The organism is Pseudoalteromonas sp. AOP31-A2-14 (assembly GCF_052378035.1).
Taxonomy (GTDB): domain Bacteria; phylum Pseudomonadota; class Gammaproteobacteria; order Enterobacterales; family Alteromonadaceae; genus Pseudoalteromonas.
The window spans coordinates 237,723-261,838 of the sequence record NZ_JBQSXI010000002.1 but is presented as its reverse complement, the minus strand read 5'-3'; the positions used below and the strand labels follow the sequence as shown (position 1 = coordinate 261,838).

Here is a 24,116-nt window from a genome sequence, read left to right as displayed (position 1 = left end):
TTAATCCTTGTTAATAAACAGCATTAATACTGTTATAAAGTAACAAAGATTAAAAATACAGCTGATTGCGATGAACCCCCCTATAATTATTTAGTTGCAAACAAAGTATTTAAGTTTTTAACATTGATAATGAGGCCGAAATTTGCTCAAGCATGGCTTTGCGAGAGCTAAGATCATTAAAGAAGAAATGATCTCCAGCTAATGGGTAGCAACCTAACCACTGGGTTGTGTATTCCTGCCAAGCTAGCATATGGGTGTGACTTGAAATATCTGGATCATCTTTGCCATAGAAAACCAATAAAGGGCGGTTTATTTTTTCAACGCTATCTTGCAGCATATTATCATTCAGGTGAAGATCGTTCCGTAAAATCGACAAGAAGAAATCCATTGCATCTTCATTCTTAAATAGTTCAGAAGGCACATTGTTGTAGCGACGCAGTAAGTTTATTAACTCTGATCTGCTAAGTAATCGCTTGGCTGGCATTTTGTGAGTGTAACTAGGTGCAGGTCTGCCACTTACGATAATCATTTTTAATTGCTTAAATAATGACGTGTGTTCAATTGCTGCAATTACACGCCAAAGTAGTGCGGCCCCTACACTGTGACCAAATAATATAAATGACCTTTGTTGATGAGATTCTATTTCTGCTACTACATGCTGTGCGAGAGTATCAGGATCTTGGAGCAAAGGCTGCTTAGCTAATGCTCCATGCCCTGGATATTCTACGGGTATGATAGTGATATTGTTGGTTGCTTGTTTTTTCCAAGGTGCATATAAAGTACTACTACTTCCTGCGGGAGGTAGACAGAATAAGTTTATTGTCATATTGAAACCTAGTTAAGAGTAAGGGTTTTATGCTCATGAGAGACTACTTTCTACGTGGATTTTAGAATATTCGTTATCATTATTTTTCCGCACTAGAGCAAACCAAGCTAGTACTGCAACTGCGAAAGTTAGTATTACGCCAGCAATAGTAATGATGCTATAACCAACATATTTAGCCAATGCCATACTAATGGCAGAATAAATAAATCCCATTAAAGACACAAAGCTAAATTGTAAGGTAAAAAATGTGGCTTTACGGTGAGTGATCGCAGCTTTGTCCATGATCATGGTTGAAAGTGTCACAAGCAATGCTGGAAAGCCAATAAAATAAATTGTAACGGCAGTATAAACTGTTAACTTATCAGTATAACCCATTGTTATTGGAATAATAAAAGCTAAGCCTAATGCTTGTGTTAGGGTAATAGCTAATAATGCCTTAATACGTCCTAAGCGAGTGATTACCGTTGTTGCAAATAGGGCCGATACGACGCCTATTGCTGAACCAAATACTTTGGTTATGAATCCGACTTCACCCAGCTGCCACCCTGCATCGATTAATAATGGCGTTAATATGGCAAAACCGCTAGTGAAACCAATGGGATATACAGCTAATAGCATAAACCATCGACGCTGGCTTTTTATAAAACGATAGACATCACGCAATAGGTTCCCTGAATCAATATGTTTTACCTTAGTAGCTGATTGCTCCGGTTCAGTGAATAACAGTATTTGCATTAACGAAATAGACGTTAACCCAGCCAAAAGCCATAATGAACCATGCCAGTGTAACCATGGATACAACATCAGTATCAGCCCGCCACCAATAATGTTGCCTAATAAATTACCCGAAAACTGGATACTACTGGCCCACTTGCGTGAGTCGGCGTCGAATAATTTACAGGATAAACCATCAACAGAAACATCTTGTACACTCATAAAAAACATGTAAAGAATCAATGCAGCAAATATCCAGCTAAATTGATGCTCTAAATTCATCATCCCAGTGAGTATCAACAGTAATGTCATACCCGCTTGAGCAACAATTAGCCAGCTTCGATATTGACCTTGAAAATAGCAGCGGTATTTATCGATTAACGGGGCATAAAAAACTTTACCTGCTAACGGCACCATTGCTAGGTTTAGCAATGCGAGTTTATCTAGCGGCACACCTTGTTGCCGTAGAATGGCAACTGCTGCTGACAGAATAAAAGCAATACCTATGTATTGAGAAATATAAATACTGGCCAGCATTGGCCAAGGAAACCTTTTACTAATCATTGTATTACGTCCATAACTAAAGCTGAGTGTACGTTAAAAAAGCTGATTATAAAATTTGCAGAAAGTCGAATTTTATTAATACAAATAAAATTATAAACAATTATCATTTGAAATGGTAGGTGGTGATAGTTAATACAATTGCATTAATTAAGATTTTACGCCTAGAACAGAAAGTTACTTAGGAATACTTTCGCTACAGTTAAAGGGTTACATTCAGGAAGGAAAATATAAATTTAATAAGTTTTCTAGTGACTGCTGCTGTATTTGAATCCCCGCACAATAATAGTTTATAGCGTAATGAGTCAATTACTTATCTTTATCAATGTGTAACGAACTGCTTGACGAAGAAGAAAAACGGACTAATGTAATTGAAATTGGTAATTATTATCATTTACATTAAGTTTTAGTTGTGGCTGCCTTATGCTGATATGGTCAGACAATACTGTTTTATGGGTGTTGGTAATTACAAAATTGTGAGCGAAAAAAGCAAAGGAACAAGGAATGCAAAAATCTTCTAGTCGGTTAATCTCAGATATCATTCACTTTGACCAAAATGAGGCGTCTGTGTTTGCTACTAGCGAACATCAGTTATTTGCACTTGATTGTGCTGCTACTATTACTACCCCAGCATCTCAGCGGGTTGAACTTAATCAAAAAATTGCTCAGGCCTTTGCTTCCCTACATGAACAAGGAGCAGACGATCCTATTTTGATTGGTGCAATCCCATTTGATAATACACAAAGTTCAGCATTGAACGTGTATAACAGCTATGTTAAAGAACCTCGTGATGCATTTATTGAACAAGTAACAAGCGACAATTTTGCAATAAAGAATAAAACAAGAATTACGAGTGAAACACATTTTAAGAAGAGTGTTAGCAGTGCACTCTCTGCGTTTGACCATCTGACAATAGAAAAAATTGTACTGTCACAATCGTTAGAAGTGGAGTTTGAGCATCCTCAACCGCCTTTGCGAATGGCGAGACATCTGATGAATAAAAATCCACATGCTTATACTTTTGCTATTCCTGTTGCTAATGGACACGTTTTATTGGGTGCAAGCCCAGAATTGTTGCTATCTCGTCAGGGTAATCAAGTAGTTAGTAATCCATTAGCGGGATCGGCAAGGCGTACTAACGATGAGCAGCTAAATAGCAAGAATGCAGAAAATTTACAACAATCAAGTAAAGATAATTATGAGCACCGATTTGTTGTTGACAATATTGCGCGTAACTTGGCGCCTCATTGTTGCCATTTATCAATATCAGAGCAGCCACATATACTCGAAACTTCAAGCATGCTACATCTGTCTTCAATCTTTACAGGCCAGTTGCGCCAAGGTGCTGCTGATGCATTAAATTTAGCATTAGATTTACATCCGACGCCTGCTGTATGTGGTACACCCACGGATCTAGCCAAAAACTTTATTATCGAGAATGAAAATTATGACCGCCATTATTACACCGGATTAGTCGGTTGGATGGACTCAAAAGGCAATGGTGAATGGGTTGTTACTATTCGATGTGGTTTATTATTTGATAATCGCATGACCTTGTATGCAGGGGCTGGCATTGTCAAAGGCTCAGATGCAGATGCCGAATGGCATGAAACTGAATCTAAATTACAGACCATACTAGGCGCATTTTCAGCTAACTAATTAATTTAACTCAATATCAAGAGTCCACTATATGACTATTCCAGCGATCCAAGATTATTCATTTCCAACTGCCGACGAATACCCAGCGGCAAAAGTTAACTGGACTGTAGAGCCGAAAAAAGCCGCTTTATTGATCCATGATATGCAAGACTATTTCATTAATTTTTACCATCCATCTAGTCCTATGATGAGCCGAGTTATTAAACAGATTTCAGCACTCAAAACATGGGCAAAAGAACAGAAAATTCCGGTGTATTACACTGCACAACCTGCCGAGCAAAGTGATGAGAGTCGCGGGTTATTAACCGATATGTGGGGCCCAGGTTTAACCGCTAAGCCTGAGTTGGCAAACATCGTTATACCGCTTAAGCCAGAACAAAGTGATCGGTTACTCACTAAATGGCGCTATAGTGCTTTTTTCTTATCCGATCTAGCTGAACAGATGATGCAAGAGCAACGCGATCAACTGATCATTTGCGGTATTTATGCGCATATTGGGGTATTGCAAACAGCCGCTGAGGCTTTTATGAAGAATATTAAGCCGTTTGTTATGGCTGATGCTATAGCTGATTTTAGCCGTGAAGATCACTTGTATGCACTACGTTACGTACAGCGCAACCTTGGGGTGGTGAGCACGGTGACTGAAAGTATCGAGGTTGACTCTTTGGTATCTAGTTAACTAAAGCATTATTCGCAGTAAGTAAACCAATGTAATGACACAGTTTGGTTTTTATACGGGCAAGTTTCAGTTTGATTAAATTATTGCAAATGTGCAGTGGAGCATACTGTTTTTGGCGCAACTTGTGAAGATGCAATGTGACTCATAATCACAGTTTTAAGGTTTATGATGAATCAACAACAGAGTAAAGAAATAGCGTGGGTAACCGGTGTTAACCAGGGAATTGGTGCGGCCATTTTTCAGCGTTTTCATGAACAGGGAATGAGGGTGGTTGGTTTTGATATTAGTAAGCGTAACGTTCCTGAGCAGCTGAAACCATTTGTTTATGAGTGCGATGTGAAACAGTCTTCGCGCGTTGATGAGCTATGTCAGCAGCTGCTGGTAAGTAGTCCGCCAGATTACTTTGTTAGTGTTGCCGGAGTATTAGAGTTTAACAAAATAGAACAAGCCACGGTTGCACAATGGCATAACACATTCGCTGTTAATTTGTTTGGGCCGGTTTATTTTATGCGCTGGTTAACACCTCATTTTCAACAGCGACGGGCTGGCAGTATTGTTTTTGTTTCTTCTAATGCTGCACGTGTGCCTCGGGTAGGAATGGCGGCTTATGGCGCTTCAAAAGCAGCACTAACTAATATGGCAAAAACTCTAGCACTTGAATTGGCGCCATATTCTGTAAGAGTCAACTCGGTCTCTCCTGGATCTACTTTTACGTCGATGCAAACTGATATGTGGGTTAATGGTGGTAGTGAACAGCATACCATTGCCGGTGACATGGAAAATTACAAGCTAGGTATACCATTGCAAAAATTGGCAACGACAGCTGACATTGCCGATGCAGTCACTTTTTTAACGAGTGAGCAAGCGGGTCATATAACCATGCATGATCTAGTGGTCGATGGTGGCGCAACGCTTGGTGGATGAAATCATTGCTCCTTCAATTAAAATAGGTAAAAAATGGAATTAGATAAAATAGAACTCGAAATAGCAATTACCGAACAACTAAAACAGACCTTGAAGTTGGCAGATGAAACCATTCCTGTAGCAGCTAATTTGATTCTTGAATTCAAGTATTAAGTGCAATCATTATGCAGCCACCAGAACTTCTGATTGCCCCGTAAATAATTCATGAGGGGTTTTATACCCTCTTGTTTTTCTTGGCCGATGGTTGAGCTTATCAACTGCCGCCTGTATCTCTGCTTCACTTAGCGCCATAAAGTCAGTTCCCTTGGGGAAGAAGCGTCTAAGTAAGCCGTTGGTATTCTCATTTATGCCCCGCTCCCATGATGAATAGGGATGAGCAAAATACACATCAGCTTCTAATTTTTGTGCAACATGCTCATGGTGAGCAAACTCTTTTCCATTATCTAACGTCACGGTAATAACCTTACCTTTATATGGTGTCATACACGTGATCAGCGCATCGGCTGTTATTTTCGCATGCTTGCTTTCAATTCTGTGAACGACTGTATATAACGTTTTACGTTCAACCATTGTGACAAGCGCATTTTTACGCCCTTTACCTATCACTGTATCGCCCTCCCAATCACCAATCCTAGACTTTGAATCCACAATACTTGGGCGTTCATCAATGCTGACTCGATTAACTATCTGTCCACGTTTATCATAGCTTCCATAGCGTTTTTTATACTTTTTACATGCACGAGTGAGTGTCTTATGTAGCTTGCCACCACGAGCCTTGTCTCTGTAAATATATTGATAAATTGTTTCATGATGTAAAACGACCTGTTTCTCTAAAGCTAAGCGGCCTGCCACTTGCTCAGGGGAAAGTCCGTCATGCAACAATTTATTAATCCAGTGAGTGACGTCCTCTGTTAACTTACTTGCTTTGAAAGATGACTTACGTCTTTGTTCAGCAAAGTTATTGGCTTGGTTAGGCCGATAGCCTTTAAGTCCTTTATTGCGTTTTAGCTCTCTAGAAATAGATGACGGTGAACGAGTTAGTTCTTCAGCTATCTGCTTTTGGTTATTTCCTGCTTTTATTAACGCGTAAATCTGGTATCTTTCTTCTTGTGTCAGCTGTTTATATTTCATTAAAGCAATTTCCTTTGGCGAGAAAATGGCCGAATTATAACAGCTGGCCATCTAATCTGAGAAATTGCACTTATTATCCGAATTTAGGTCATTAAAGCAATTTCCTTTGGCGAGAAAATGGCCGAATTATAACAGCTGGCCATCTAATCTGAGAAATTGCACTTATTATCCGAATTTAGGCCCAAATAAAACCATCCCAGAGAAATTATTAACAGGCCGCACAGCGCAGCTTATATTGACCTTAGATACGCCACCTTGGTATTACCGGATATTCCAAGGTGCCCCCGCTACCAAGCAACTAAAACACACAATTTTAGGTTTTTGTGGAATTAAGTTAACAGCAACTAAGTATATTGGCCCTATTATTAGTTCCTCGCAAGAGCAACGCACTAGCTGGTTAAATAAGCTTGCTGGGAAATAGTGAACGGGTATAAAGCGCTAACTTAAATTAAATTTAATAAAAAACAAATAGGTACGCACCTTAATCGGATAGAAACTGTAACCAGAAAGTGAGAAGATAGTTACCTCAATAGTTAAGCATTATAAGTGCTAAAAATAATAAGATGAGGGAATATCAGTGCGTACTAATTTTTTAAAATCCATTATAACAACAGGTTTGATGATTAACTTGGCGGGCTGTTTTGGTGATACCGTGTTTGAAGCTGCACCTTTGAGTGAGTTTCGCCACACTAATGAACCTGTATTATCAGCTGCACTTACTGTTGATGGTTCTATGAGTATCGTTGCTGAGCAAGGCAAGGTGTGTTTATGGGATAATAAAACAAATCAGCTAAAATTTAAGTGCCTTGTTGGCGACGATGCTAAACACATTGAATTAGTTGGTTTTAGTAAAGACAAAAGCAAATATTTCATTTCTAATCGTACCTCTGTGCATATGTTTTCAGCCACCACAGGTCAACTAGTGGGTAGTTGGGCGACAGGGAAAAATATTGCTCGTGATATCGCAGTCTCTGCTGATGCAAGCACTATTCTTATTGGCTATCGCTCTGGTGAAGCGCAAGTGATAAACACTCAAACATCAGTCTCTAAATTACTAAAAATTCACCGCTTAGATATTAACTCTGTGGCTCTATCTGATGATGGAACAACAGCCTTAACTGGCTCAAGTGATAAATTTGCCTACGTTTGGACAACTAACGACGGTAAAATTACGCAGCGTTTTAAATCCACAACACGCATTAATCACGTTGCTATGAATAGCAATGCAAGCATTGGGTTTTCTATCGATTCTGTGGATGATCGGCAATTTTTAGATTTAAAAACAGCTGAAGAACGAGCTGAACTAAATATTATGGCCAATTTTATCGAGTTTAATGACTCGCTATTTATTAATGATGATAAATGGTTTTTAACAGGGTTGCCAAAAAGTACTTTGTATTTATGGCGTGTTGCCGATGGCCAGCAGCTAGCAGAGTATAAGGCGGCAAAGCTACGTTTGCGCAGCTCCGTCTTGGCGGTAGCCTATGATAAAAATAGCAAAAGTATTATGACTGAAACCAGTGATGGCGTGCTTGAAGTTTGGCCTTATGAACCGCCCAAGTAGTGTAAGTAGGCCGTGTTGAATTAACAAACACGGCTTTTAAAATTAACGCTAAGTGCTATTAGTAATCAAATTTATGTTTGGTAAATAAACTTTGTACTTGTTGCCATACTTTGCCCGGTTTCCCGTCACCGACAAGTTTACCATTTACTTTTACCACAGCGCCGACTTCTTTGGTTGCGCTCGTAATCCACACTTCATCGGCGTCAAGCAGTTCTGTTTTACTAATAACACGTTGTTGTACTTTAAAATCACTATGACTATGTAGAATATTTAAAATTAACCAACGTGTTATACCCGGTAAAATTTGGTTATCTAGTGGTGGGGTACTAATGACCCCCTCTTTAACTATAAATACATTACTTGAACTTGCTTCGGTTATTTCATCTATCCGGTTATACAAAATAGTCTCTTTATTGCCAGCGGCAGCACCTTGTTGATAATGAATGACATTGCCAAGTAGCGCGGTTGATTTGATGTGACAACGCTGCCAACGCTTATCTTGTTCTAACGAAACGGTATAAGTTGTGGCGTGTTCAATGTCGCTGACGGGTTGAGGAGGAATTTCAAATACATACGCAAACACGGTTGGTGTTATATCTGTGGGGTAAGCATGAGCGCGTTTGGTATCGGCCCCTCGGCTGACGTGTAAATAAATACCTAAATTATCACCGTGATTTTTTTCACACAGCTGTTGGCAAATTTCACGCCATTTATCAGTGCTGTAACCGAGCTTAATTTCAATTTCATTAAGGCCGTTATTCATCCGCTCGATATGCGCATTAAAGCCCAGCATTTTACCTTGATAAGCAGGTATGACTTCATAAATACCATCACCAAATAAAAACCCGCGATCCATTGGTGAAATTTTCGCGTCTGCTGCTGCTAGGTAATCACCATTTAGGTAAACCGTGCTCATGGATAATCCTCATTCTCTATAAAGCCGCCGAGTTGGCGCAGTCGTGTTATTAATTGCTGGCCGTGCATAGCGTGTAAGCCATCTTCGGTTAGCTCGTTCTTGTGGGTAACGCCATCAACGCTACCACGGTCACTTAAATATTGTAAAATTGCTAAGGTATTGATATTGGCAAGTAAGTCTTGGTGATACCAGCGGCTTAAAAAAGCGATAATGCCGTACGCTGCCCAGTTAGATACATCAGCAAGTAATAGCTCATCGCAGCACGTTAAGCTTGGCCTAATACTCAGCTCAGTCATGTATTGAGCAACATTACCCATACCTATTTCGTTACCACCATCGCCAATAGCAATGGTTGGACAAGCCGCTTGCGAGATAAAAAAGTCAAAGCAGCCACAATAGGCAGATATATCTATGCCGCGCATATTGTAGTATTTATTCCCATGGCATAACCCTGGGCGTTCAATAGATAGCACACAATCAGGATTCAACTCTGCTAATGCTTGTTTGCTAAACTCCATCGCTTCTGAAAGGTTATTTAATGGTAATTCAAAGCAATTAAAATCATTTTTAAGTGCGCTGTAAAGGGGGGTTCCACAAACTAAAATAGGCTGTTTACCCAGCGCTTTAAGTGCATTGTATAAGGCAATTGCGCCAACGGGGCCATCGGTTTCGAAGGTTTGATTTACTGCAAAGCCAGTGCCAATCAGTATCGTGTTTTTTGCATCAAATAATGACTTTGCGGCGCGCAGGTAAGTGCCTGTTTGCTGATGCGCATAGAGGTTTTGCATGCCGCGAAGATTTTGTTCGACCATCATGATTTCAATGGCTTGGCTTAACTGCACATCACTTAATTGGTGTGACATAGTGCTTTGATCTCTTCGATAAGGGCGATACCAGCGGCGTTATCGCCATGTACGCATAAACTATCAGCATGCAATGGTAATTGCTTACCAGAGCGAGTAGTCACACAACCTGTAGCGAGTAACTGTTTTACTTGTGCAATCAATGCGGGCTTATCGTGGACACTGCCAACCATGCTTCGAGAAACGAGCAAGCCTTCATCTGTGTATTGACGATCAGCAAACGCTTCTAAAATTAGTTCTATCTGGTATTGCTTCGCCAATTGTTGATGCTGCTCAGCGTTAGCAGTAGCAAGTATCATCAATTTTAATTTGCTTGGATAACTGGCTACTGCTTGCATTACAGTGGTCAGTATCGTTTCATCAACCATCATATCGTTGTATAAAGCACCATGTGGTTTTACGTATTCCAAGCTTAGACCTTGCACTCTTGCCATGCCTTCAATAGCGGCTATTTGGTAATGCAGGCAGTTGCTTAGCTCTTGTGGCGTTAACACCATCGAGCGACGGCCAAAACCTTGTTTATCAGGGTAGCTTGGATGAGCGCCAATCATTACCTTATGTTGTTTGGCAAGCGCTAAGGTGTTGGCCATTACATCACTATCACCGCCATGAAAACCACAGGCAATATTGGCCATATCAATATGTGGCATGACCTCATCATCGAGGCCCATTTGCCATGCGCCAAAGCTTTCACCTAAATCACAATTGAGCTTCATTATTATTTCCGTTTAAAAAGCCGAAATATGGGCATTTTGAATATCGGTGATCAACATATGGCCTGGGCTATGAGTGATACAAAAATCAGGTGCGGCATTCGCTATCGCTATTTGCGGGGTAACACCACAAGCCCAAAATACCGGCACTTCGCCTTCTTTAATAGTGACAGACTCACCAAAGTTAGGGCGGTAAATATCTTTAATGCCGATTGCAGCAGGATCACCAAAGTGCACGGGTGCTCCGTGTACATCAGGAAAGCGACTACAAATTTGAATTGCACGAATCGCATCCGCAGGTTTCATTGGTCGCATACTCACTACCATGTTTGCATGGAATATACCGGCAGTTTCACACGGAATATTAGTCATGTACATAGGCACATTTTTGTTCTCAGTAATATTGCGTATTTCGATCCCGGCAGCTTTGAGTGGTTCTTCAAATGAGAATGAGCAGCCAATTAAAAAAGTAACTAAATCATCGCGCCATTGCTCTTTGATATTAGTGACTTCTTCAATTAATTGGCCATTTTTAAAAATCCGATAGCGAGGTAAATCAGTACGAATATCCAAGTCATGGGCAACATTGGGTATATCTGTTGCACCAGGAATTCGGCTGCTGGCTATGATTGGGCAGGCTTTTTTATTGGCTTGGCAAAATTGCAAAAAATCAAACGCATAAGCTTGTGGCAATATCACTAAATTGGTTTGTACATACCCAGGTACAAATCCAGAAGTATGACCTGAGTAGTCACCATTACGGATCATGGTGCGTATTGCATACGGCGTAGTCAGAGATGCATTATGTTGCATAGTTGCCTCTATTATTTATGTTTAACAGTAGTGTTAATGGTTACCGGTAAGCTACCTTGCGCTTTGGCTTTGCCAAGTAACACTTTTGCAAGGGCTGTAAAGGCCGGCCCTGCTACTTTATCATCATTATCGATATCTATGTTATACGCATAAGTTGCCAAAATTGCATCACCATATTGGCCGTATTTGGCTATATCATACGGTGCACGTAGGCTAACAAACAAGATATCTTTATTGGCACGTTTGGCTTTTTTTAATAATTCTTCAAGTGCATTACCCTGATCACCACGGTTTATAGCAAATTTAGGGTCATCTGCAAGGTCATCCATACCACCAATCTCAACCGCACTTTGATTAGGTGAAGCATTACCGGCAATAATAATATCTGCTTGGTTTATTTGCTCTAAAGTGGTACTTGGCTCATAACCTTGTAAGCTTGTACAGGTAAAGTGATTTACAGCACTATTTTGGGCTTTAATAGCTTGTTGTAGGGCAACGCATTTACGTGTATCAGGCATAATAATATGCACTTTACTGCTGGCCGTTAAATTCAGCGGTAAAGTGTTATTAAGGTTTTTAACTTGTGTGATAGCAGCTAGGGCAAGCTCAGCTTCTACTTTACGATGACTGTCGTCACCTAATAAAAGCTGCGCTTTTGGAGTTGCTAATGACTCGTCAATATCAGTATGTAACTTAAACTTACTTTTAAGCGCTAAAATACGTTTTGCAGAATCTGCGACTTCATCGGCTTTTAAATTACCCGTTTTTACTTCTTTAACTAGGCGTTTAATAAGTTGGTCAAGTATTGCTAAATCTTTAGGGCTGCGAATTTCAATGGGCATTAAGGCTACATCAACTCCCGCTGCAAATGTATTTACCACCGCTTCGATAGGTTCAAAGAAATGGCTAATACCAGCCATATCCAAAGCATCGGTGATCACTACACCTTGATAATTTAACTCATCACGTAGCAGGTCGGTAATAATTTTACGCGACATAGTTGCCGGTTTGATCATGGTTTTACCTTCTTTACTGACAAAAGTAGTGTCATCTAAAGCAGGGTATTGAATATGGGCTGTCATGATCATGCCCGGGTTCTGATTCTTTATAATATTTTTAAATGGCGGTAAATCTTGTTGCCAAATAGTTTCTTTGTCATGCATTACTTTAGGTAAGCCGGTATGGCTATCTACGTTGGTATCGCCATGACCCGGAAAGTGCTTTAAAGAGGTGATTACGCCGTTATCTTCAAAACCGGCAACCTGCGCGCCGCCTAAAATACTAACTAAAGTTGGATCTTCACCATACGAACGCACATTAATAACTGGGTTATCAGGGTTCATGTTGACATCAACCGTTGGCGCATAGTTTACGTTTACGCCAATGGCTTTTAATTCGGTAGCAATAACCTTTGCTGACTCAGTAGCAAACTTAGTGCCGTGGGCTTTATAAGTTGCTCCAATTGACATGTTACCAGTAAACGAAGTGGCTATGTCACGTGGAATACGCGCAACGCGGCCGCCTTCTTGGTCAATTGAAATGAATAGCGGCAGTCCCGTACTTGATTTAGCAGCTGCGTCTTGCATAGCACTGTTTAACTTAACTATTTGCGGGATGTTATCGATGTTTTCAGCAAATAAAATCACGCCTCCAATATCATGCTTAGCAATGATATTTGCTAAGTCATCAGGCAATGAAGTGACAGGTTTTCGGCACTTTTCTTCGCTATCTTGCTCACAGTAATAACGAAAGTCGAGCATTAGCTTTTGGCCAAGTTGTTGTTCAAGAGTTAAGTTCGTTGCTGCAACGGTTGCTTTCATAGGTAAAAAACACCCTAGTCCAAAGATTAAAGATGATATGGCAAACTTATTTAACACAGTAGGCTCCAAAGCTGAACGCTTATTTTTATGTATGAATACTTTATTCCTGATGTTAATGTTATTTTAAATTAAAATACAGGGTTTTTTACTACCCTAACTGTTTTTTTTATAAACCGCAAAAACCATGAGTTAAAATATCAAGGCTTTCACCATCCTTATATATAAGGGTTATCATTATTAAGTTGAAAAAAACTACGATGCAAAGCAGTGTAAAGAATGCAAATGAGACAGTAATAATATATTCCTCATTCATAAGAGCCTGCTTGTTTATCTGAGTTTAGGTTTAGTAATCGTATTGAGCTACAGCGACAGGGCATCGTAATGAAAGAGTCAATCAAATAGTTCCAGGTGTTAAAAAAATCAGTTGCCAGTTTATGCTTTATAAAAGCCAAGTTGGTATTATCTTTCGCGCTGCGAAGCGAGTTTATTAGGGCAAGGGCGTTACCTCATTTTTTTGACGTCCGTTCGTGTGTATTAAATGCCCTGCAAGAGGAAAATAGCGCGGCCTAACTTATTATTAAAGCAGCGAGTCCGAGCTCACTGTAAGCACCTAATTTTATATTTATTTGTTCAAGTGAGCCTGCCAACTTAAATATGCTGGCAATTGGCTATTGTTATACTTTCCAAAAAATACCGCGTTTATAACACGTATACATAACTACATACGAGATGAATAAAAACAATATAGAAAAGGCAAAGGAGCCTAGATAATTACCGAACAGTGGCTGGAGAACTTTTGTAAAAAAAACTCCTTTTAAGCTACTTTCGCCAACTGGGATTATAATAACTATTCGGGCTATTACACCTGCAAACATAAAAAATAATATAGCGTTGGCACCAAATACTAAAAAGGGCGCGCTCCATAAACGTACTTTATATATATCTAAAATAGTACTACATAGCGCATAGGAAAGCATGGCAAAACCGGAGCTTAACAATACGTAGCTTGGCGTCCATAAAGCCTTATTTATAGGTGTTAAATATGAAAGTGAATACCCACTTACAATAGCTATGATACCCAGCAGCAATAATATCTTAACTTGTTTTTTGAGATTTTTTTCATGGTTTAAATAAATGGCGCAAAGTATGCCACTTAATGCACTGGCAACCGCGGGCAGAGTAGAGAGTAGCCCCTCAGGGTCAAATGGAAAAGGCTCAGCAGTGCCATAATAAACATGCCGTGCGCCAAGTATTAAGCTATCAAGCCACGCACTTAAATTATTACCGTGTAGCCACAAGCCACTTACGCTCTCGCCATTTGGGAGCGTATAAGGTAGATAAAGCATTGCAGCGCCATAAAATACTAATAAGCCAATAAAAGTGACGGCTATTTTTTTCGGAGTTAAGTATAAATAAGCAGTTAACGCAACTATATAAACAAGACCAATGCGCTGCAACACCCCCATCACCCTAATACCTAACAGCTTGTCATTAAGCCAGCTAAAGTTAGGATCGCTAAAATTATAATAAAATAGAGCTAAAAACCAACCCAGTGCAATGAGCTTAATGGTGCGTACAACGCCTGACTTAAGCATGGTTGAATTACTGAGTCCTTTTGCGCGCATAGCATTAACCGACAAAGTAATAGACATACCCACAATGAATACAAAAAATGGGAAAATTAAATCGGTTGGCGTATAACCATGCCACTTAGCATGCTTAAGTGGCCAGTAAATGTAAGACCAGCTTCCAGGATTATTAACTAAAATCATCGCAGTGATGGTAATCCCTCTGAGTATATCAAGGGCAAGTAATCGATGGCTGGGCAGTTTGGCTAAAATATCTTGGCAGTGTTGTTTTAACATGGTAGCTAATTATTATTTTATTATTACATCATTGTAATAAAATATTCCTGATTAGCAAGGGGGTTATTATGCAAAAGTTGTTTCAAATTCATTTTGTATTTAAAGCATTTGGCCGACACTTTGCAGTAGCTAAAGAATCAACCAAAGTAAATCTAGCAAGCGCGATCTGCCAAAATTATATGCGGAAGTATATTTTTTAAGTTGGTTTGCAGCTTAGCATCTACATTATATATTTCTTTCATTCGCGCCTGGGTGAGTACATGCTCAGGTGAGCCATGAGCAACAACACGGCCGTTATTCATCATATATATGCGATCAGCAAAACTTGCAGCTAATGAAAGGTCGTGGATCACAGCAACAACTCCAGCGCCTTGTAGTGCAATTGCTTTAGCCTGTGCCATTACTTCGTATTGATGGAATAAGTCTAAGCTTGAGGTAGGTTCATCGATGAGTAGATAAGCGCTTTTGTTCTTCGCTAGACTAGGTTGTAACTGACATAATACTCGGGCTAATTGGGTTCGCTGTTTTTCGCCCCCTGATAGGCGAGTAAAGCATTGCTTTGCTAAATGGCTGACCCCTAATGTTTGCATCGCATTAGTTGAAAATTGCTTTAGCTGTGATGCACTATAATCTTCTTGATGAACAAAGTGCGCCATATCAACAACTTCATCAACTGTAAATGGAAAGTCTAGTTCATAACTTTGCGTTAGTACGGCTCTGAGTGTTGCCAATTCAGTAATGCTATACTCGCACAAGCTTTTATGATCAAGCGTTATACTGCCGCTTGCAAATGGAATATCCCCACACAGAGTTTTCAGTAATGATGACTTCCCAGCGCCATTAGGGCCGATTATTACGACCACTTCTTGAGGGTGAACTACAAAGTCAACATCATCAAGTAGCACCTTTGAGCCTACTTTAGCTGTTAAGTTTTTACCTGAGAGCATTACTTATCCTCGTTTTTGGTATGTTTTTAATAACATGATTAAAAAGAATGGACCACCTATTGCACTGGTAATTAAACCAATGGGTACTTCAGCCGGAAGCATCACTGTACGGGCGAATAAGTCGGCCAAACTCAATAATAACGCACCGCCAAGCATACTAGTGGGCATTAAATAACGATGATCAGGGCCCAATATTAAACGTACAATATGCGGTACGATAAAACCGACAAAACCAATGATCCCAGTGATGGCAACAGCAGCACCGGTACATAAGGCTGTGTATATAAATACTTGTTTTTTAAGCTTAGTAACATTAATACCCAAATGTTTTGCTTGAGCTTCACCTAATAAATATAAATTCAACGGCTTGCCTAAGCGAAGTAACGCCACGCAGCTAAAAATAATTAGTGCAATTGTGGGCAGCATCATTGCAAAATGATTACCCGCCAGTGAGCCCATACTCCAAAAGGTTAAATCCCGTAGCTGTTGATCATTACTTATTAAAGTTAATACCCCAATGAGTGAACCAACAATCGCATTTACAGCAATTCCTGCCAGCAATAAGCTGATAATGGTAAACTGCCCACTATGAGCGCTGAGCCGGTAAATAAATACACATACGCCAATACAGCCTAAGAATGCGCCAACAGGCACAGCGTAAATACCTAAACTATCGCTAAAGTTAGCAAATAAACTGGTGCCTAACACTATCGTAGCCACGGCGCCTAATGCAGCACCGCTTGATACACCTATTAAACCAGGGTCAGCTAATGGATTTCTAAATATAGCCTGCATCGCGGCGCCGCATGCTGCTAATCCCGCACCGACAATCATAGCCAGTACTAATCTAGGCAAACGTATTTGCCAAATAATGGCATGCTTGAGTTCATCATTAGCTGTTTCATTTATAATCGAAATAATTTCACTGATGCTGATGGCAACACCGCCTTTACTAAGGGCGATGAAAAAAACAATCACACAAGTTATAAACAATGCGGGGATCGCCATACGACGATGCTGATTTTGTGAAATTAATGTACTACCCAGTGCTAACATGATCAGTGCTCACTTAGTTGGACGGTCACATTGTTGGCACTAGGTGCAAAACGATATTGGTAACCTTGTGGTAATTGAGCCTCTGGGTGGAAAGTATGTGCAAGCTCTACTGCTGCTTGTGGTGTACGTGGTCCCATACCTAGTAAATAGCTGCCATCAAAACTATGTACTTGGCCATTTTTAACCGCATTTGAGAATTTAAAGTGAGCTAGTTTTTCTAGCTTTATAATCGGATCATCACCATGGCGGCCCATTGTAATAATCACGTCAGGGTTTAATGCTAACGCAGCTTCGGTTGATAGCGGCTTCCAGTTATTAATCGTATCTGCGGCAATATTAATACCGCCTGCGGCATTAATAAGCTCATCTGCAGAAGTGCCGGTACCTGCGACAATGGGCTGGCTATTACGTACACTTAATACAAATAACACACGCGGCTTTGCCGTTGCTTGCTTTAGTAAATAGCTAAGTGCATCACGGTCAACGTGTAATGACTGTGCTAACGCTTCGCCTTTATGATCGACATTCAATAAGTTAGCAATTTTTTTAATCTTATTTTCAATGCCCGGTAAGTTATCGTTTTCATTAAGAATAACTAAATTAACTCCTGTTTGTTTTAATTGCTCAACCACTTTTTTTGGCCCAGTGTCGGATTCACCTAATACTAGATCTGGGTTTAACGATAGAATTCCTTCAACACTGATTCTTCTCACATAGCCAATTTGTGGTTTCTCTTTTGCCTGCGCAGGAAATACGCTCGTGCTATCAACCCCGACTATCCGTTGCTGTTCATCAAGTGCGTATATAACTTCTGTAATTGAGCCTCCAGACACCACAACTCTTTGAGGATAAGTTGATTGCTTTGCAAAAACACCTTGGCTGATTACAGCTAAGGTTATAAAAATTAAATATGAGAGTAGGGGTTTCATAACGTTTCCATTGTTGATATTGTTTAATGCAAATAGTAACAGTTTGCATTTGTATTTAAAAGTTATGAAATTTATTATTTTTCTGATTATTTCTTTAGGGTGTCATCTAGGCTGGCTATATTCTCAGCCAACAGAACTAGATACGGTGCAATTTAGTGATGCTCAACTAGCTGATAAAATTGCGATTAAAGTCATCACTTCAGAGCCTGTTAAGCCACAAAAAAAACAAGCACAAAAGCCAACTATTGTTGCTAAACAGGCGCCAAGTACACAATTTCACTCAAAGGTTAAGCGTTTAGCAAAACAACCAAGCGTAAAAGAAAACACGAAAACTGCGCAGCCGAAAAAAACAAAGCCAATTATAAAAAAAGCCAGCGTTAAACCAGACACTTCAATTGCAAAGGTAAAACCCGTTGTTGAGCCTGCTAAAAAGCAGTCAAAACCTGCACCCGCTTCAAGTGCTACTGTTATTGCTAAGCAGCACTCATTACAAAATAAAGTCCTATTTATTAATTCTTTACCTATATTTAAAGCACCAAGGCCCGCATTGAATTATCCGTTAAAAGCCAAACGTCGTGGTTATCAAGGTGTTGCCATACTGCAAATAGAATTAGCTAAAGATGGCGCAATAACGAATCTAACTATATTAAAGAGCAGTGGCTTTGCAGAGCTTGATAAAGCGGCACTTAACAATGCATCACAGTGGCAGTTTCACCCCGTAATACGAGATAACCAAACTATAAGGGCACGCTTTAATGTGCCTATCGAATTTTCCCTGCGTTCATAGCGGACTTAAGTAAGAGAAGTAATTATGCAAGATCTATTTTCTGCTGTAGGTATTATGGCTTGGCCATTATTTATGGTTTCAATTATTGCGTTAGCCATTGTACTAGAGCGCAGCTTGGCGTTTGCACAAAGTTGGCTGAAAATGCAAAAACTAAAACAACCAAATAGTGAGTTTAGCCAGCAGCTAAAACAAAAGTCTCAGGCAGAGCAACGCCAGCAATGGTGTCAATTATATTTACAAGATTGTTTAAGTTGTTGGCGTAAACGATTAAACATTTTATCTCTATTGGGCACATTAACTCCGTTGATGGGATTATTGGGCACAGTGTGGGGGTTAGTGCTGATGTTTAAAAAAATAGCACAAACACATCAAGCAGTAACACCTGCATTACTCGCTGATGGCTTATGGGAAGCGATGTATTCAACCATGGCTGGGCTTATTATTGCTATACCTTGTTTACTATTAAGTGGGGTTTTTAACGCACTTTTAGAGCGTTTTCAAACAGATTTGACCCGCATTATTAACCACCTAAATTATCAACTTTGTTTTGATGAAACTCCCCATGCTTGAGCTGCCAGAAAAACCCAATAACAGTTCCTTAATGCCTGATTTAACTGCATTGATTGACGTGCTCTTTATATTACTTGTGTTTTTATTACTCACAGCGGCGGTAAAACTAGAGATGCTTGATGTCACTTTGCCTGAGGTTGGAAGTGATAACCAAGCACCGTTAGAGCAACAAAAAGCAACCGTGTTAAGTGTTAAATATACTGAGAAACAGCTTATTTACGCTTTGGCAAAGCAGCCATTTAGCTCTCTTACAGAAGTGATAGCAGCCTTGCGGGCAAAAAAAAACCAACAAGGTGTTTACCTTGCTATTGATCAACAAGTCCCTAGTGGTGAATTGGTCAAACTGTTAGCGGCACTTTCTAAAGAAGATCATAAAATTGCAAATATATTAATCAAAAGCGAATAAAAATAATTATCATTCATGGTGTTTTGTTGTTATAGTGCTGTTGCTTTAAATTGGTACGCATTGGTGATTTAGGGGCTAAACCAATGCATATTTTTATAATTAAAAACTTAAATGGAGCGACACATGCGCCTTTCAAAACTGGCTTTATGCATTGCCAGTGTTTCCTTGCCTGTAATGGCACAAACAAACACATCAGAACATCAACAATTAACTACAACCCTTGATGCTGTTACGGTTACTGCAACCCGAACTGAAAAAACAGTGCTTAACTCTTCACAAGCCGTGAATGTGATCACCGCCGATAGTATTGAAGAATCACTTGCGACGACGGTGTTCGATAGTCTGATTGCTGTGCCTAATGTTACTGCCACGGGTGGCCCTCGTGCTGGAGGACAAAAATTCAGTGTACGTGGCTTTAATGATGCCGAAGACGTTCTAGTGAGCGTTGATGGAGCAATCCAAACCTTTGAAAAATACCGGATGGGTAGCTTTTTTAGCGATGCAGATCTATATCGTACAATCAGTATTAAACGTGGCCCTAGCACCGTATTACATGGTGGTGGTGCGCTGGGTGGTGTGGTCGAGATGGAGCTCAAAGATGCCAGCGATTTTTTAGCGCCAGAGGAAACTGTCGGGGCTAAGGTTAAGTTAGGTCATCATGGTAATAATAACGAAAATAACGGCAGCGTTTATGCGTATGCGCGTCCTACTGATTCACTTGATATCTTAGCCGCTTATATAAAACGAGAAAGTGATGATTTTGAGTTATCCAATGGTGAAGCACTCGACAACTCTGCAATCGAAGCTGAGTCTTTATTGCTCAAAGGTGAGTATTACTTAACGGATGACTCATTAATTGGCCTTTCTTACACACAAAGTGAAGATGCTCAACGAACTGAATTTAATACCACAGATCCTGGCGCATGGGGCACCGTTTATCGCATCGTGGATCAATCTATTACTAACCTTAGTTACGAGCTAAACCCACTCAATAATCAATATATTGATCTATCAATACGCTTTGGTAATACCCAAAGCCACGTTACAGAAAGTGATGGTACAGGCATGTTGAAAGACTACATAGGCCTTGAATCGCACTACGAATATAACATCAATACACTAGATATAATGAATACTAGTGTAATCAACTCGCATGCATTTACATATGGCATACAGTATTCGGATAAAGAACGGGTTGGTGAAAAACAGAGCTACCCTTGTTTGAATGTAAATACACAAACATACGAATGTTTGGAATATGGGAGTGAGGCTGTAAGTAGTGAAATGTCTTCTCAACCAGGAGGAACTCAAAAGCGTTTAGGTGTTTACATTCAAGATGAATTCACTTGGCAGGCACTAACCTTAACAGCCGGGCTGCGCTATGAAGAGTATCGCAGTACACCAACAGATCAATTTGCAGCAAAATTTTCTGCTTTAGACACTAAAGTTGAACAATCTCAGGTAGTGCCTGCAATAACGGCTAATTATCAAGTTACTAACCAATTTGCAGTTTTTGCAAGTTATCAAGAAGGTTTTAGAGCCCCATTACTTGATGAATTATATGATCAGTATAATGGACGAAACCCTAATTTGGATCTGGATGTAGAAAACAGTCGAAATAAAGAAATAGGCATGAGCTATCAAACGCGTAATGTGTTTACTGAAGTCGACTCACTAACCGGTCGAATTATTTATTTTGAGACTCAAGTTGATGACGAAATACAATCAAATACTAGCTCTGTAACGACCCCCGCACCTCGATATAACAATAGTGGCGAAAACGACCGTGATGGCTTTGAGCTTGAGGTTAATTATGCTAACAAAATAGGTTATGTAAACTTAGCCTACAGTGAAATATCAGGTGAAGATAAAGATAACGAGCCTTTATGGTACTTACCTGCCGATAAATTAGCTGTGACTGCTGGTTTGCTATTTTTTGATTCAGCGCTTAGTACCGGTATTAGTATTGAGAATGTCGCTTCACGTAACGTACTTGTTTTTGATAGCACAAGTAGTTCTTATCAACAAGCCGAACATGATAGTTATACCTTGTTAGGGTTAAACGCGAGTTGGGATATAAATGATAGCTGGAATGCACGTGTAGCTGTCGATAACTTATTTGATGAAGAGTATCAGGTTATGGCTGGTACCGGTGGGGCAATTGGAGAATATGGCGTAGGGCGTAATTTCAAAACGCAAGTAAGCTTTAAATTTTAAGTTAAGTGACATTTTTACTTATAACGTACCCTGCAATTTGTGCAGGGTAAACTAATTGACACATGTACCAGTAATTGCCGTAAAGGAGAGTACCTTGAATATAATACATAAATACGAAAATTTACGTGAACAAGAACCTAATATTAGAGCAATCGATGCCGCTAAAAAGTTACATATAACCGAAGCAGAATTAATCGCGGCACAAGTGGGTGAGGCGGTTACTAAACTTGACCACACACAGCTTGAAAATATATTAAAAGAGTTTAAGAAATTAAAGCATGTGATGGCGTTAACGCGTAACGAGCAAGTAGTGAGTGAAATTTCAGGTTGTTATGAAAAAATTTACTGCTCAGAACGTAATAATACAAAAACAGCTATCGCAATAAATCCTGGGGGCATTGATCTACGCTTGTTTATATCAAAATGGCACAGTGTGTTTGCGGTACACAACAAAGAGAAGCAAGGTAGTATTCAATTTTTTGACAAATACGGAGTGGCTGTACATAAAGTATTTACCACCGTACAAACAGATTTCGCTGCATTTGAGCAACTACTCTCAAAATTTAAAGCACAACAACAAGACACTCAGCTTAATGTAACGGCACCTGCAGTTGTTGTTGATGAATATAAGCCACTGGCCGAAATTGATATTCAAGGATTTCGCCAAGGGTGGGAGAGCTTGCAAGATGTTCACCAATTTCCTGCACTATTAACTAAGTTTGCAGTAAGCCGCACACAAGGGCTGGAAATAGCCGGTGAGCAATGGGCGCAAGAAGTATCACCAGATTGCTTAACTGAGGTTTTTGAAACTGTTCGAGAGCAGCAAAGTGAGTTAATGATTTTTGTGAATAATCATGCAGCAGTACAAATATACTCAGGAACATTAACTAATTTAAAACAGGTTGGTCCGTGGTATAACGTACTAGACGACGAATTTAATTTACATGTGAAAAATCAGCTGTTCTCCCGCGCGTTTGTAGTTAAAAAGCCAACTGATAATGGTGCAACTACCGTTCATTCCATAGAGTTTTTTGATACGCAAGGTAGTACAGTTATGACCTTATTTGGCCGTAGAACCGAAGGCAAAGTACAAGCTAATGACTGGATTGAATTATGCAACAATATACGAGAGAAAGCTGTTGCGGCATAATGTGCAAGTGAAATAGATAGTGCTGGAATAATTTATTGGCAATATATTTTTAATGTGTAATATTAAAGAACAATTGAATTACCAATAAAGCTAGCACTATGTTTTTAAAATTATATTTAAAGTCAATTTCATTATTTACAGCAGCGTGCATTGTCAGCCCTGCTGTCAATGCTAATGAACCTGTTACAGCGACTAAGCGTATTGAATTTGTCGATATAACTTCGCTAATTCCTAATGCTGTATTAGATATTCGTTATTTTGGTAATCATAATTTTGTTGGAAAACCTGTTGACGGTTATGCCGCGCCTAAGTGCTTATTACATGAAAGTGCCGCAAAAGGGTTAGTAAAAGTGCAGCAGCAAGCGCAAAAGCAAGGGCTGGGTATAAAGGTATTTGATTGTTATCGCCCACAGCGCGCCGTTGATCATTTTGTGCGTTGGGTAAATGATGAAAGCGACACGAAAACCAAAAGCGAATTTTATCCTAACTTAGGAAAAGATAAGCTTTTGGGGGGTTATATTGCCGCCAAATCGGGTCATAGCCGCGGCTCAACCATCGATTTAACTTTGGTTGATGTAAAAGGGCAAGAACTGGATATGGGCTCACCTTTTGATATGTTTGACACTATTTCAAATACCGACGACCCCCGTACAACAGCAGCGCAAAAGGCTAATCGTTATAAATTAAAAGACTTAATGACTGATGCTGGCTTTTCGCCTTACTCTTTGGAGTGGTGGCATTTTACCTATAAACCACAAGCTTACCCAGATACGTATTTTGATTTTGAAGTGAAGTAAATGTGATAGCACTTTGTAGTTTATATAAAATAAACCATAAAGTGTTTGACAAATATTCTGAAGTCTATATAGTGGGTCGCAGCTAGAAAGAAAGTATGTAAGCTATAAATCTTTATTTCGTTGTTGTATAAGTATTACTTGTAGTACCGTCCTGAAGTTTTAAGTACCATCTCATTTTTTGCTACACCCGCCCATTAGGGCACATTTTA

The 24,116-nt window shown here is 39.7% G+C and carries 22 protein-coding genes; 10 read left to right on the top strand and 12 right to left on the bottom strand.

Annotated elements, in window-relative coordinates; all coding sequences use genetic code 11:
- Nucleotides 1-109 precede the first annotated feature (109 nt).
- Complete coding sequence (locus ACT3S9_RS17035; RefSeq protein WP_441834304.1) at nucleotides 110-826, bottom strand: thioesterase II family protein; 717 nt, start codon at nucleotides 824-826, stop codon at nucleotides 110-112.
- A 33-nt stretch (nucleotides 827-859) separates the two neighbouring features.
- A complete protein-coding gene (locus tag ACT3S9_RS17030) occupies nucleotides 860-2,104 on the bottom strand; it encodes an MFS transporter (RefSeq protein WP_441834303.1) in 1,245 nt (414 codons plus the stop codon).
- Between the two features lie 501 nt (nucleotides 2,105-2,605).
- On the opposite strand from ACT3S9_RS17030, the gene ACT3S9_RS17025 reads away from it, so the two are divergent.
- The 3 genes from ACT3S9_RS17025 to dhbA all read left to right on the top strand — a co-directional run bounded on the left by ACT3S9_RS17025 (nucleotide 2,606) and on the right by dhbA (nucleotide 5,363).
- The gene (locus tag ACT3S9_RS17025; protein ID WP_441993426.1) at nucleotides 2,606-3,760 is read left to right on the top strand and encodes an isochorismate synthase; all 1,155 of its coding nucleotides are present in this window, start codon (nucleotides 2,606-2,608) and stop codon (nucleotides 3,758-3,760) included.
- A 31-nt stretch (nucleotides 3,761-3,791) separates the two neighbouring features.
- Nucleotides 3,792-4,439, top strand: a complete 648-nt coding sequence (locus tag ACT3S9_RS17020) for an isochorismatase family protein (protein WP_441835136.1) — start codon at nucleotides 3,792-3,794, stop codon at nucleotides 4,437-4,439.
- Nucleotides 4,440-4,607: 168 nt separating this feature from the next.
- Nucleotides 4,608-5,363, top strand: coding sequence for a 2,3-dihydro-2,3-dihydroxybenzoate dehydrogenase (dhbA, locus tag ACT3S9_RS17015; protein WP_441835137.1), 756 nt, complete (start codon nucleotides 4,608-4,610; stop codon nucleotides 5,361-5,363).
- 162 nt (nucleotides 5,364-5,525) lie between these two features.
- Here dhbA and ACT3S9_RS17010 read toward each other — a convergent pair whose 3' ends face one another.
- On the bottom strand, nucleotides 5,526-6,494 hold the full coding sequence (locus ACT3S9_RS17010; protein ID WP_086959932.1) for an IS30 family transposase: 969 nt from the start codon (nucleotides 6,492-6,494) through the stop codon (nucleotides 5,526-5,528).
- A 628-nt stretch (nucleotides 6,495-7,122) separates the two neighbouring features.
- On the opposite strand from ACT3S9_RS17010, the gene ACT3S9_RS17005 reads away from it, so the two are divergent.
- Nucleotides 7,123-8,058, top strand: a complete 936-nt coding sequence (locus ACT3S9_RS17005) for a WD40 repeat domain-containing protein (protein WP_444751137.1) — start codon at nucleotides 7,123-7,125, stop codon at nucleotides 8,056-8,058.
- 58 nt (nucleotides 8,059-8,116) lie between these two features.
- Here the strand turns inward: ACT3S9_RS17005 and ACT3S9_RS17000 are convergent, their stop codons facing one another.
- The 9 genes from ACT3S9_RS17000 to ACT3S9_RS16960 form a co-directional block, all read right to left on the bottom strand.
- On the bottom strand, nucleotides 8,117-8,974 hold the full coding sequence (locus ACT3S9_RS17000) for an aminotransferase class IV (protein WP_192540213.1): 858 nt from the start codon (nucleotides 8,972-8,974) through the stop codon (nucleotides 8,117-8,119).
- Complete coding sequence (locus tag ACT3S9_RS16995) at nucleotides 8,971-9,837, bottom strand: glutamate cyclase domain-containing protein (RefSeq protein ID WP_441993310.1); 867 nt, start codon at nucleotides 9,835-9,837, stop codon at nucleotides 8,971-8,973. Before ACT3S9_RS16995 ends, ACT3S9_RS17000 begins: the two co-directional genes overlap by 4 nt.
- Nucleotides 9,822-10,553, bottom strand: a complete 732-nt coding sequence (locus ACT3S9_RS16990) for a 5-oxoprolinase subunit PxpA (RefSeq protein ID WP_192540188.1) — start codon at nucleotides 10,551-10,553, stop codon at nucleotides 9,822-9,824. Before ACT3S9_RS16990 ends, ACT3S9_RS16995 begins: the two co-directional genes overlap by 16 nt.
- 12 nt (nucleotides 10,554-10,565) lie before the next feature.
- The gene (locus tag ACT3S9_RS16985; protein WP_441835368.1) at nucleotides 10,566-11,363 is read right to left on the bottom strand and encodes a putative hydro-lyase; all 798 of its coding nucleotides are present in this window, start codon (nucleotides 11,361-11,363) and stop codon (nucleotides 10,566-10,568) included.
- Between the two features lie 11 nt (nucleotides 11,364-11,374).
- Nucleotides 11,375-13,183 (bottom strand): glycoside hydrolase family 3 protein, encoded by a 1,809-nt coding sequence (locus ACT3S9_RS16980; protein WP_441835367.1) that lies wholly within the window; start codon nucleotides 13,181-13,183, stop codon nucleotides 11,375-11,377.
- 674 nt (nucleotides 13,184-13,857) lie between these two features.
- A complete protein-coding gene (locus ACT3S9_RS16975; protein WP_441835366.1) occupies nucleotides 13,858-15,048 on the bottom strand; it encodes an acyltransferase family protein in 1,191 nt (396 codons plus the stop codon).
- 152 nt (nucleotides 15,049-15,200) lie between these two features.
- Nucleotides 15,201-15,995, bottom strand: a complete 795-nt coding sequence (locus tag ACT3S9_RS16970; RefSeq protein ID WP_441835365.1) for a heme ABC transporter ATP-binding protein — start codon at nucleotides 15,993-15,995, stop codon at nucleotides 15,201-15,203.
- 3 nt (nucleotides 15,996-15,998) lie between these two features.
- Nucleotides 15,999-17,051: a FecCD family ABC transporter permease gene (locus ACT3S9_RS16965; RefSeq protein WP_441835364.1), complete on the bottom strand. Its 1,053-nt coding sequence runs from the start codon at nucleotides 17,049-17,051 to the stop codon at nucleotides 15,999-16,001.
- A gap of 2 nt (nucleotides 17,052-17,053) precedes the next feature.
- The gene (locus ACT3S9_RS16960; RefSeq protein WP_441835363.1) at nucleotides 17,054-17,980 is read right to left on the bottom strand and encodes a heme/hemin ABC transporter substrate-binding protein; all 927 of its coding nucleotides are present in this window, start codon (nucleotides 17,978-17,980) and stop codon (nucleotides 17,054-17,056) included.
- 64 nt (nucleotides 17,981-18,044) lie between these two features.
- Between ACT3S9_RS16960 and ACT3S9_RS16955 the strand changes: the two genes are divergently transcribed.
- The 6 genes from ACT3S9_RS16955 to ACT3S9_RS16930 all read left to right on the top strand — a co-directional run bounded on the left by ACT3S9_RS16955 (nucleotide 18,045) and on the right by ACT3S9_RS16930 (nucleotide 23,907).
- Nucleotides 18,045-18,767 (top strand): energy transducer TonB, encoded by a 723-nt coding sequence (locus ACT3S9_RS16955; RefSeq protein ID WP_441835362.1) that lies wholly within the window; start codon nucleotides 18,045-18,047, stop codon nucleotides 18,765-18,767.
- Nucleotides 18,768-18,791: 24 nt separating this feature from the next.
- Nucleotides 18,792-19,337: a MotA/TolQ/ExbB proton channel family protein gene (locus ACT3S9_RS16950; protein WP_441835361.1), complete on the top strand. Its 546-nt coding sequence runs from the start codon at nucleotides 18,792-18,794 to the stop codon at nucleotides 19,335-19,337.
- On the top strand, nucleotides 19,318-19,743 hold the full coding sequence (locus ACT3S9_RS16945; protein ID WP_444751136.1) for a biopolymer transporter ExbD: 426 nt from the start codon (nucleotides 19,318-19,320) through the stop codon (nucleotides 19,741-19,743). The genes ACT3S9_RS16950 and ACT3S9_RS16945 overlap by 20 nt, the downstream gene beginning before the upstream one ends.
- Before the next feature lie 123 nt (nucleotides 19,744-19,866).
- The gene (locus tag ACT3S9_RS16940) at nucleotides 19,867-21,960 is read left to right on the top strand and encodes a TonB-dependent receptor domain-containing protein (protein WP_441993224.1); all 2,094 of its coding nucleotides are present in this window, start codon (nucleotides 19,867-19,869) and stop codon (nucleotides 21,958-21,960) included.
- 94 nt (nucleotides 21,961-22,054) lie between these two features.
- Complete coding sequence (locus tag ACT3S9_RS16935) at nucleotides 22,055-23,110, top strand: hemin-degrading factor (RefSeq protein WP_441993223.1); 1,056 nt, start codon at nucleotides 22,055-22,057, stop codon at nucleotides 23,108-23,110.
- 98 nt (nucleotides 23,111-23,208) lie between these two features.
- A complete protein-coding gene (locus ACT3S9_RS16930; RefSeq protein ID WP_441835357.1) occupies nucleotides 23,209-23,907 on the top strand; it encodes a M15 family metallopeptidase in 699 nt (232 codons plus the stop codon).
- Nucleotides 23,908-24,116 lie beyond the last annotated feature (209 nt).

Coding starts and splice junctions, on each gene's coding strand:
- ACT3S9_RS16945 (WP_444751136.1), top strand. CDS start 19,318: ATGAAACTCCCCATGCTTGAGCTGCCAGAAAAACCCAATAACAGTTCC.
- ACT3S9_RS17010 (WP_086959932.1), bottom strand. CDS start 6,494: ATGAAATATAAACAGCTGACACAAGAAGAAAGATACCAGATTTACGCG.
- ACT3S9_RS16970 (WP_441835365.1), bottom strand. CDS start 15,995: ATGCTCTCAGGTAAAAACTTAACAGCTAAAGTAGGCTCAAAGGTGCTA.
- ACT3S9_RS16960 (WP_441835363.1), bottom strand. CDS start 17,980: ATGAAACCCCTACTCTCATATTTAATTTTTATAACCTTAGCTGTAATC.
- ACT3S9_RS16980 (WP_441835367.1), bottom strand. CDS start 13,183: ATGAAAGCAACCGTTGCAGCAACGAACTTAACTCTTGAACAACAACTT.
- ACT3S9_RS17020 (WP_441835136.1), top strand. CDS start 3,792: ATGACTATTCCAGCGATCCAAGATTATTCATTTCCAACTGCCGACGAA.
- ACT3S9_RS16995 (WP_441993310.1), bottom strand. CDS start 9,837: ATGTCACACCAATTAAGTGATGTGCAGTTAAGCCAAGCCATTGAAATC.
- ACT3S9_RS16965 (WP_441835364.1), bottom strand. CDS start 17,051: ATGTTAGCACTGGGTAGTACATTAATTTCACAAAATCAGCATCGTCGT.
- ACT3S9_RS17025 (WP_441993426.1), top strand. CDS start 2,606: ATGCAAAAATCTTCTAGTCGGTTAATCTCAGATATCATTCACTTTGAC.
- ACT3S9_RS16950 (WP_441835361.1), top strand. CDS start 18,792: ATGCAAGATCTATTTTCTGCTGTAGGTATTATGGCTTGGCCATTATTT.
- ACT3S9_RS17035 (WP_441834304.1), bottom strand. CDS start 826: ATGACAATAAACTTATTCTGTCTACCTCCCGCAGGAAGTAGTAGTACT.
- ACT3S9_RS16975 (WP_441835366.1), bottom strand. CDS start 15,048: ATGTTAAAACAACACTGCCAAGATATTTTAGCCAAACTGCCCAGCCAT.
- ACT3S9_RS17000 (WP_192540213.1), bottom strand. CDS start 8,974: ATGAGCACGGTTTACCTAAATGGTGATTACCTAGCAGCAGCAGACGCG.
- ACT3S9_RS17030 (WP_441834303.1), bottom strand. CDS start 2,104: ATGATTAGTAAAAGGTTTCCTTGGCCAATGCTGGCCAGTATTTATATT.
- ACT3S9_RS16930 (WP_441835357.1), top strand. CDS start 23,209: ATGTTTTTAAAATTATATTTAAAGTCAATTTCATTATTTACAGCAGCG.
- ACT3S9_RS16990 (WP_192540188.1), bottom strand. CDS start 10,553: ATGAAGCTCAATTGTGATTTAGGTGAAAGCTTTGGCGCATGGCAAATG.
- ACT3S9_RS16940 (WP_441993224.1), top strand. CDS start 19,867: ATGCGCCTTTCAAAACTGGCTTTATGCATTGCCAGTGTTTCCTTGCCT.
- dhbA (WP_441835137.1), top strand. CDS start 4,608: ATGAATCAACAACAGAGTAAAGAAATAGCGTGGGTAACCGGTGTTAAC.
- ACT3S9_RS16985 (WP_441835368.1), bottom strand. CDS start 11,363: ATGCAACATAATGCATCTCTGACTACGCCGTATGCAATACGCACCATG.
- ACT3S9_RS16955 (WP_441835362.1), top strand. CDS start 18,045: ATGAAATTTATTATTTTTCTGATTATTTCTTTAGGGTGTCATCTAGGC.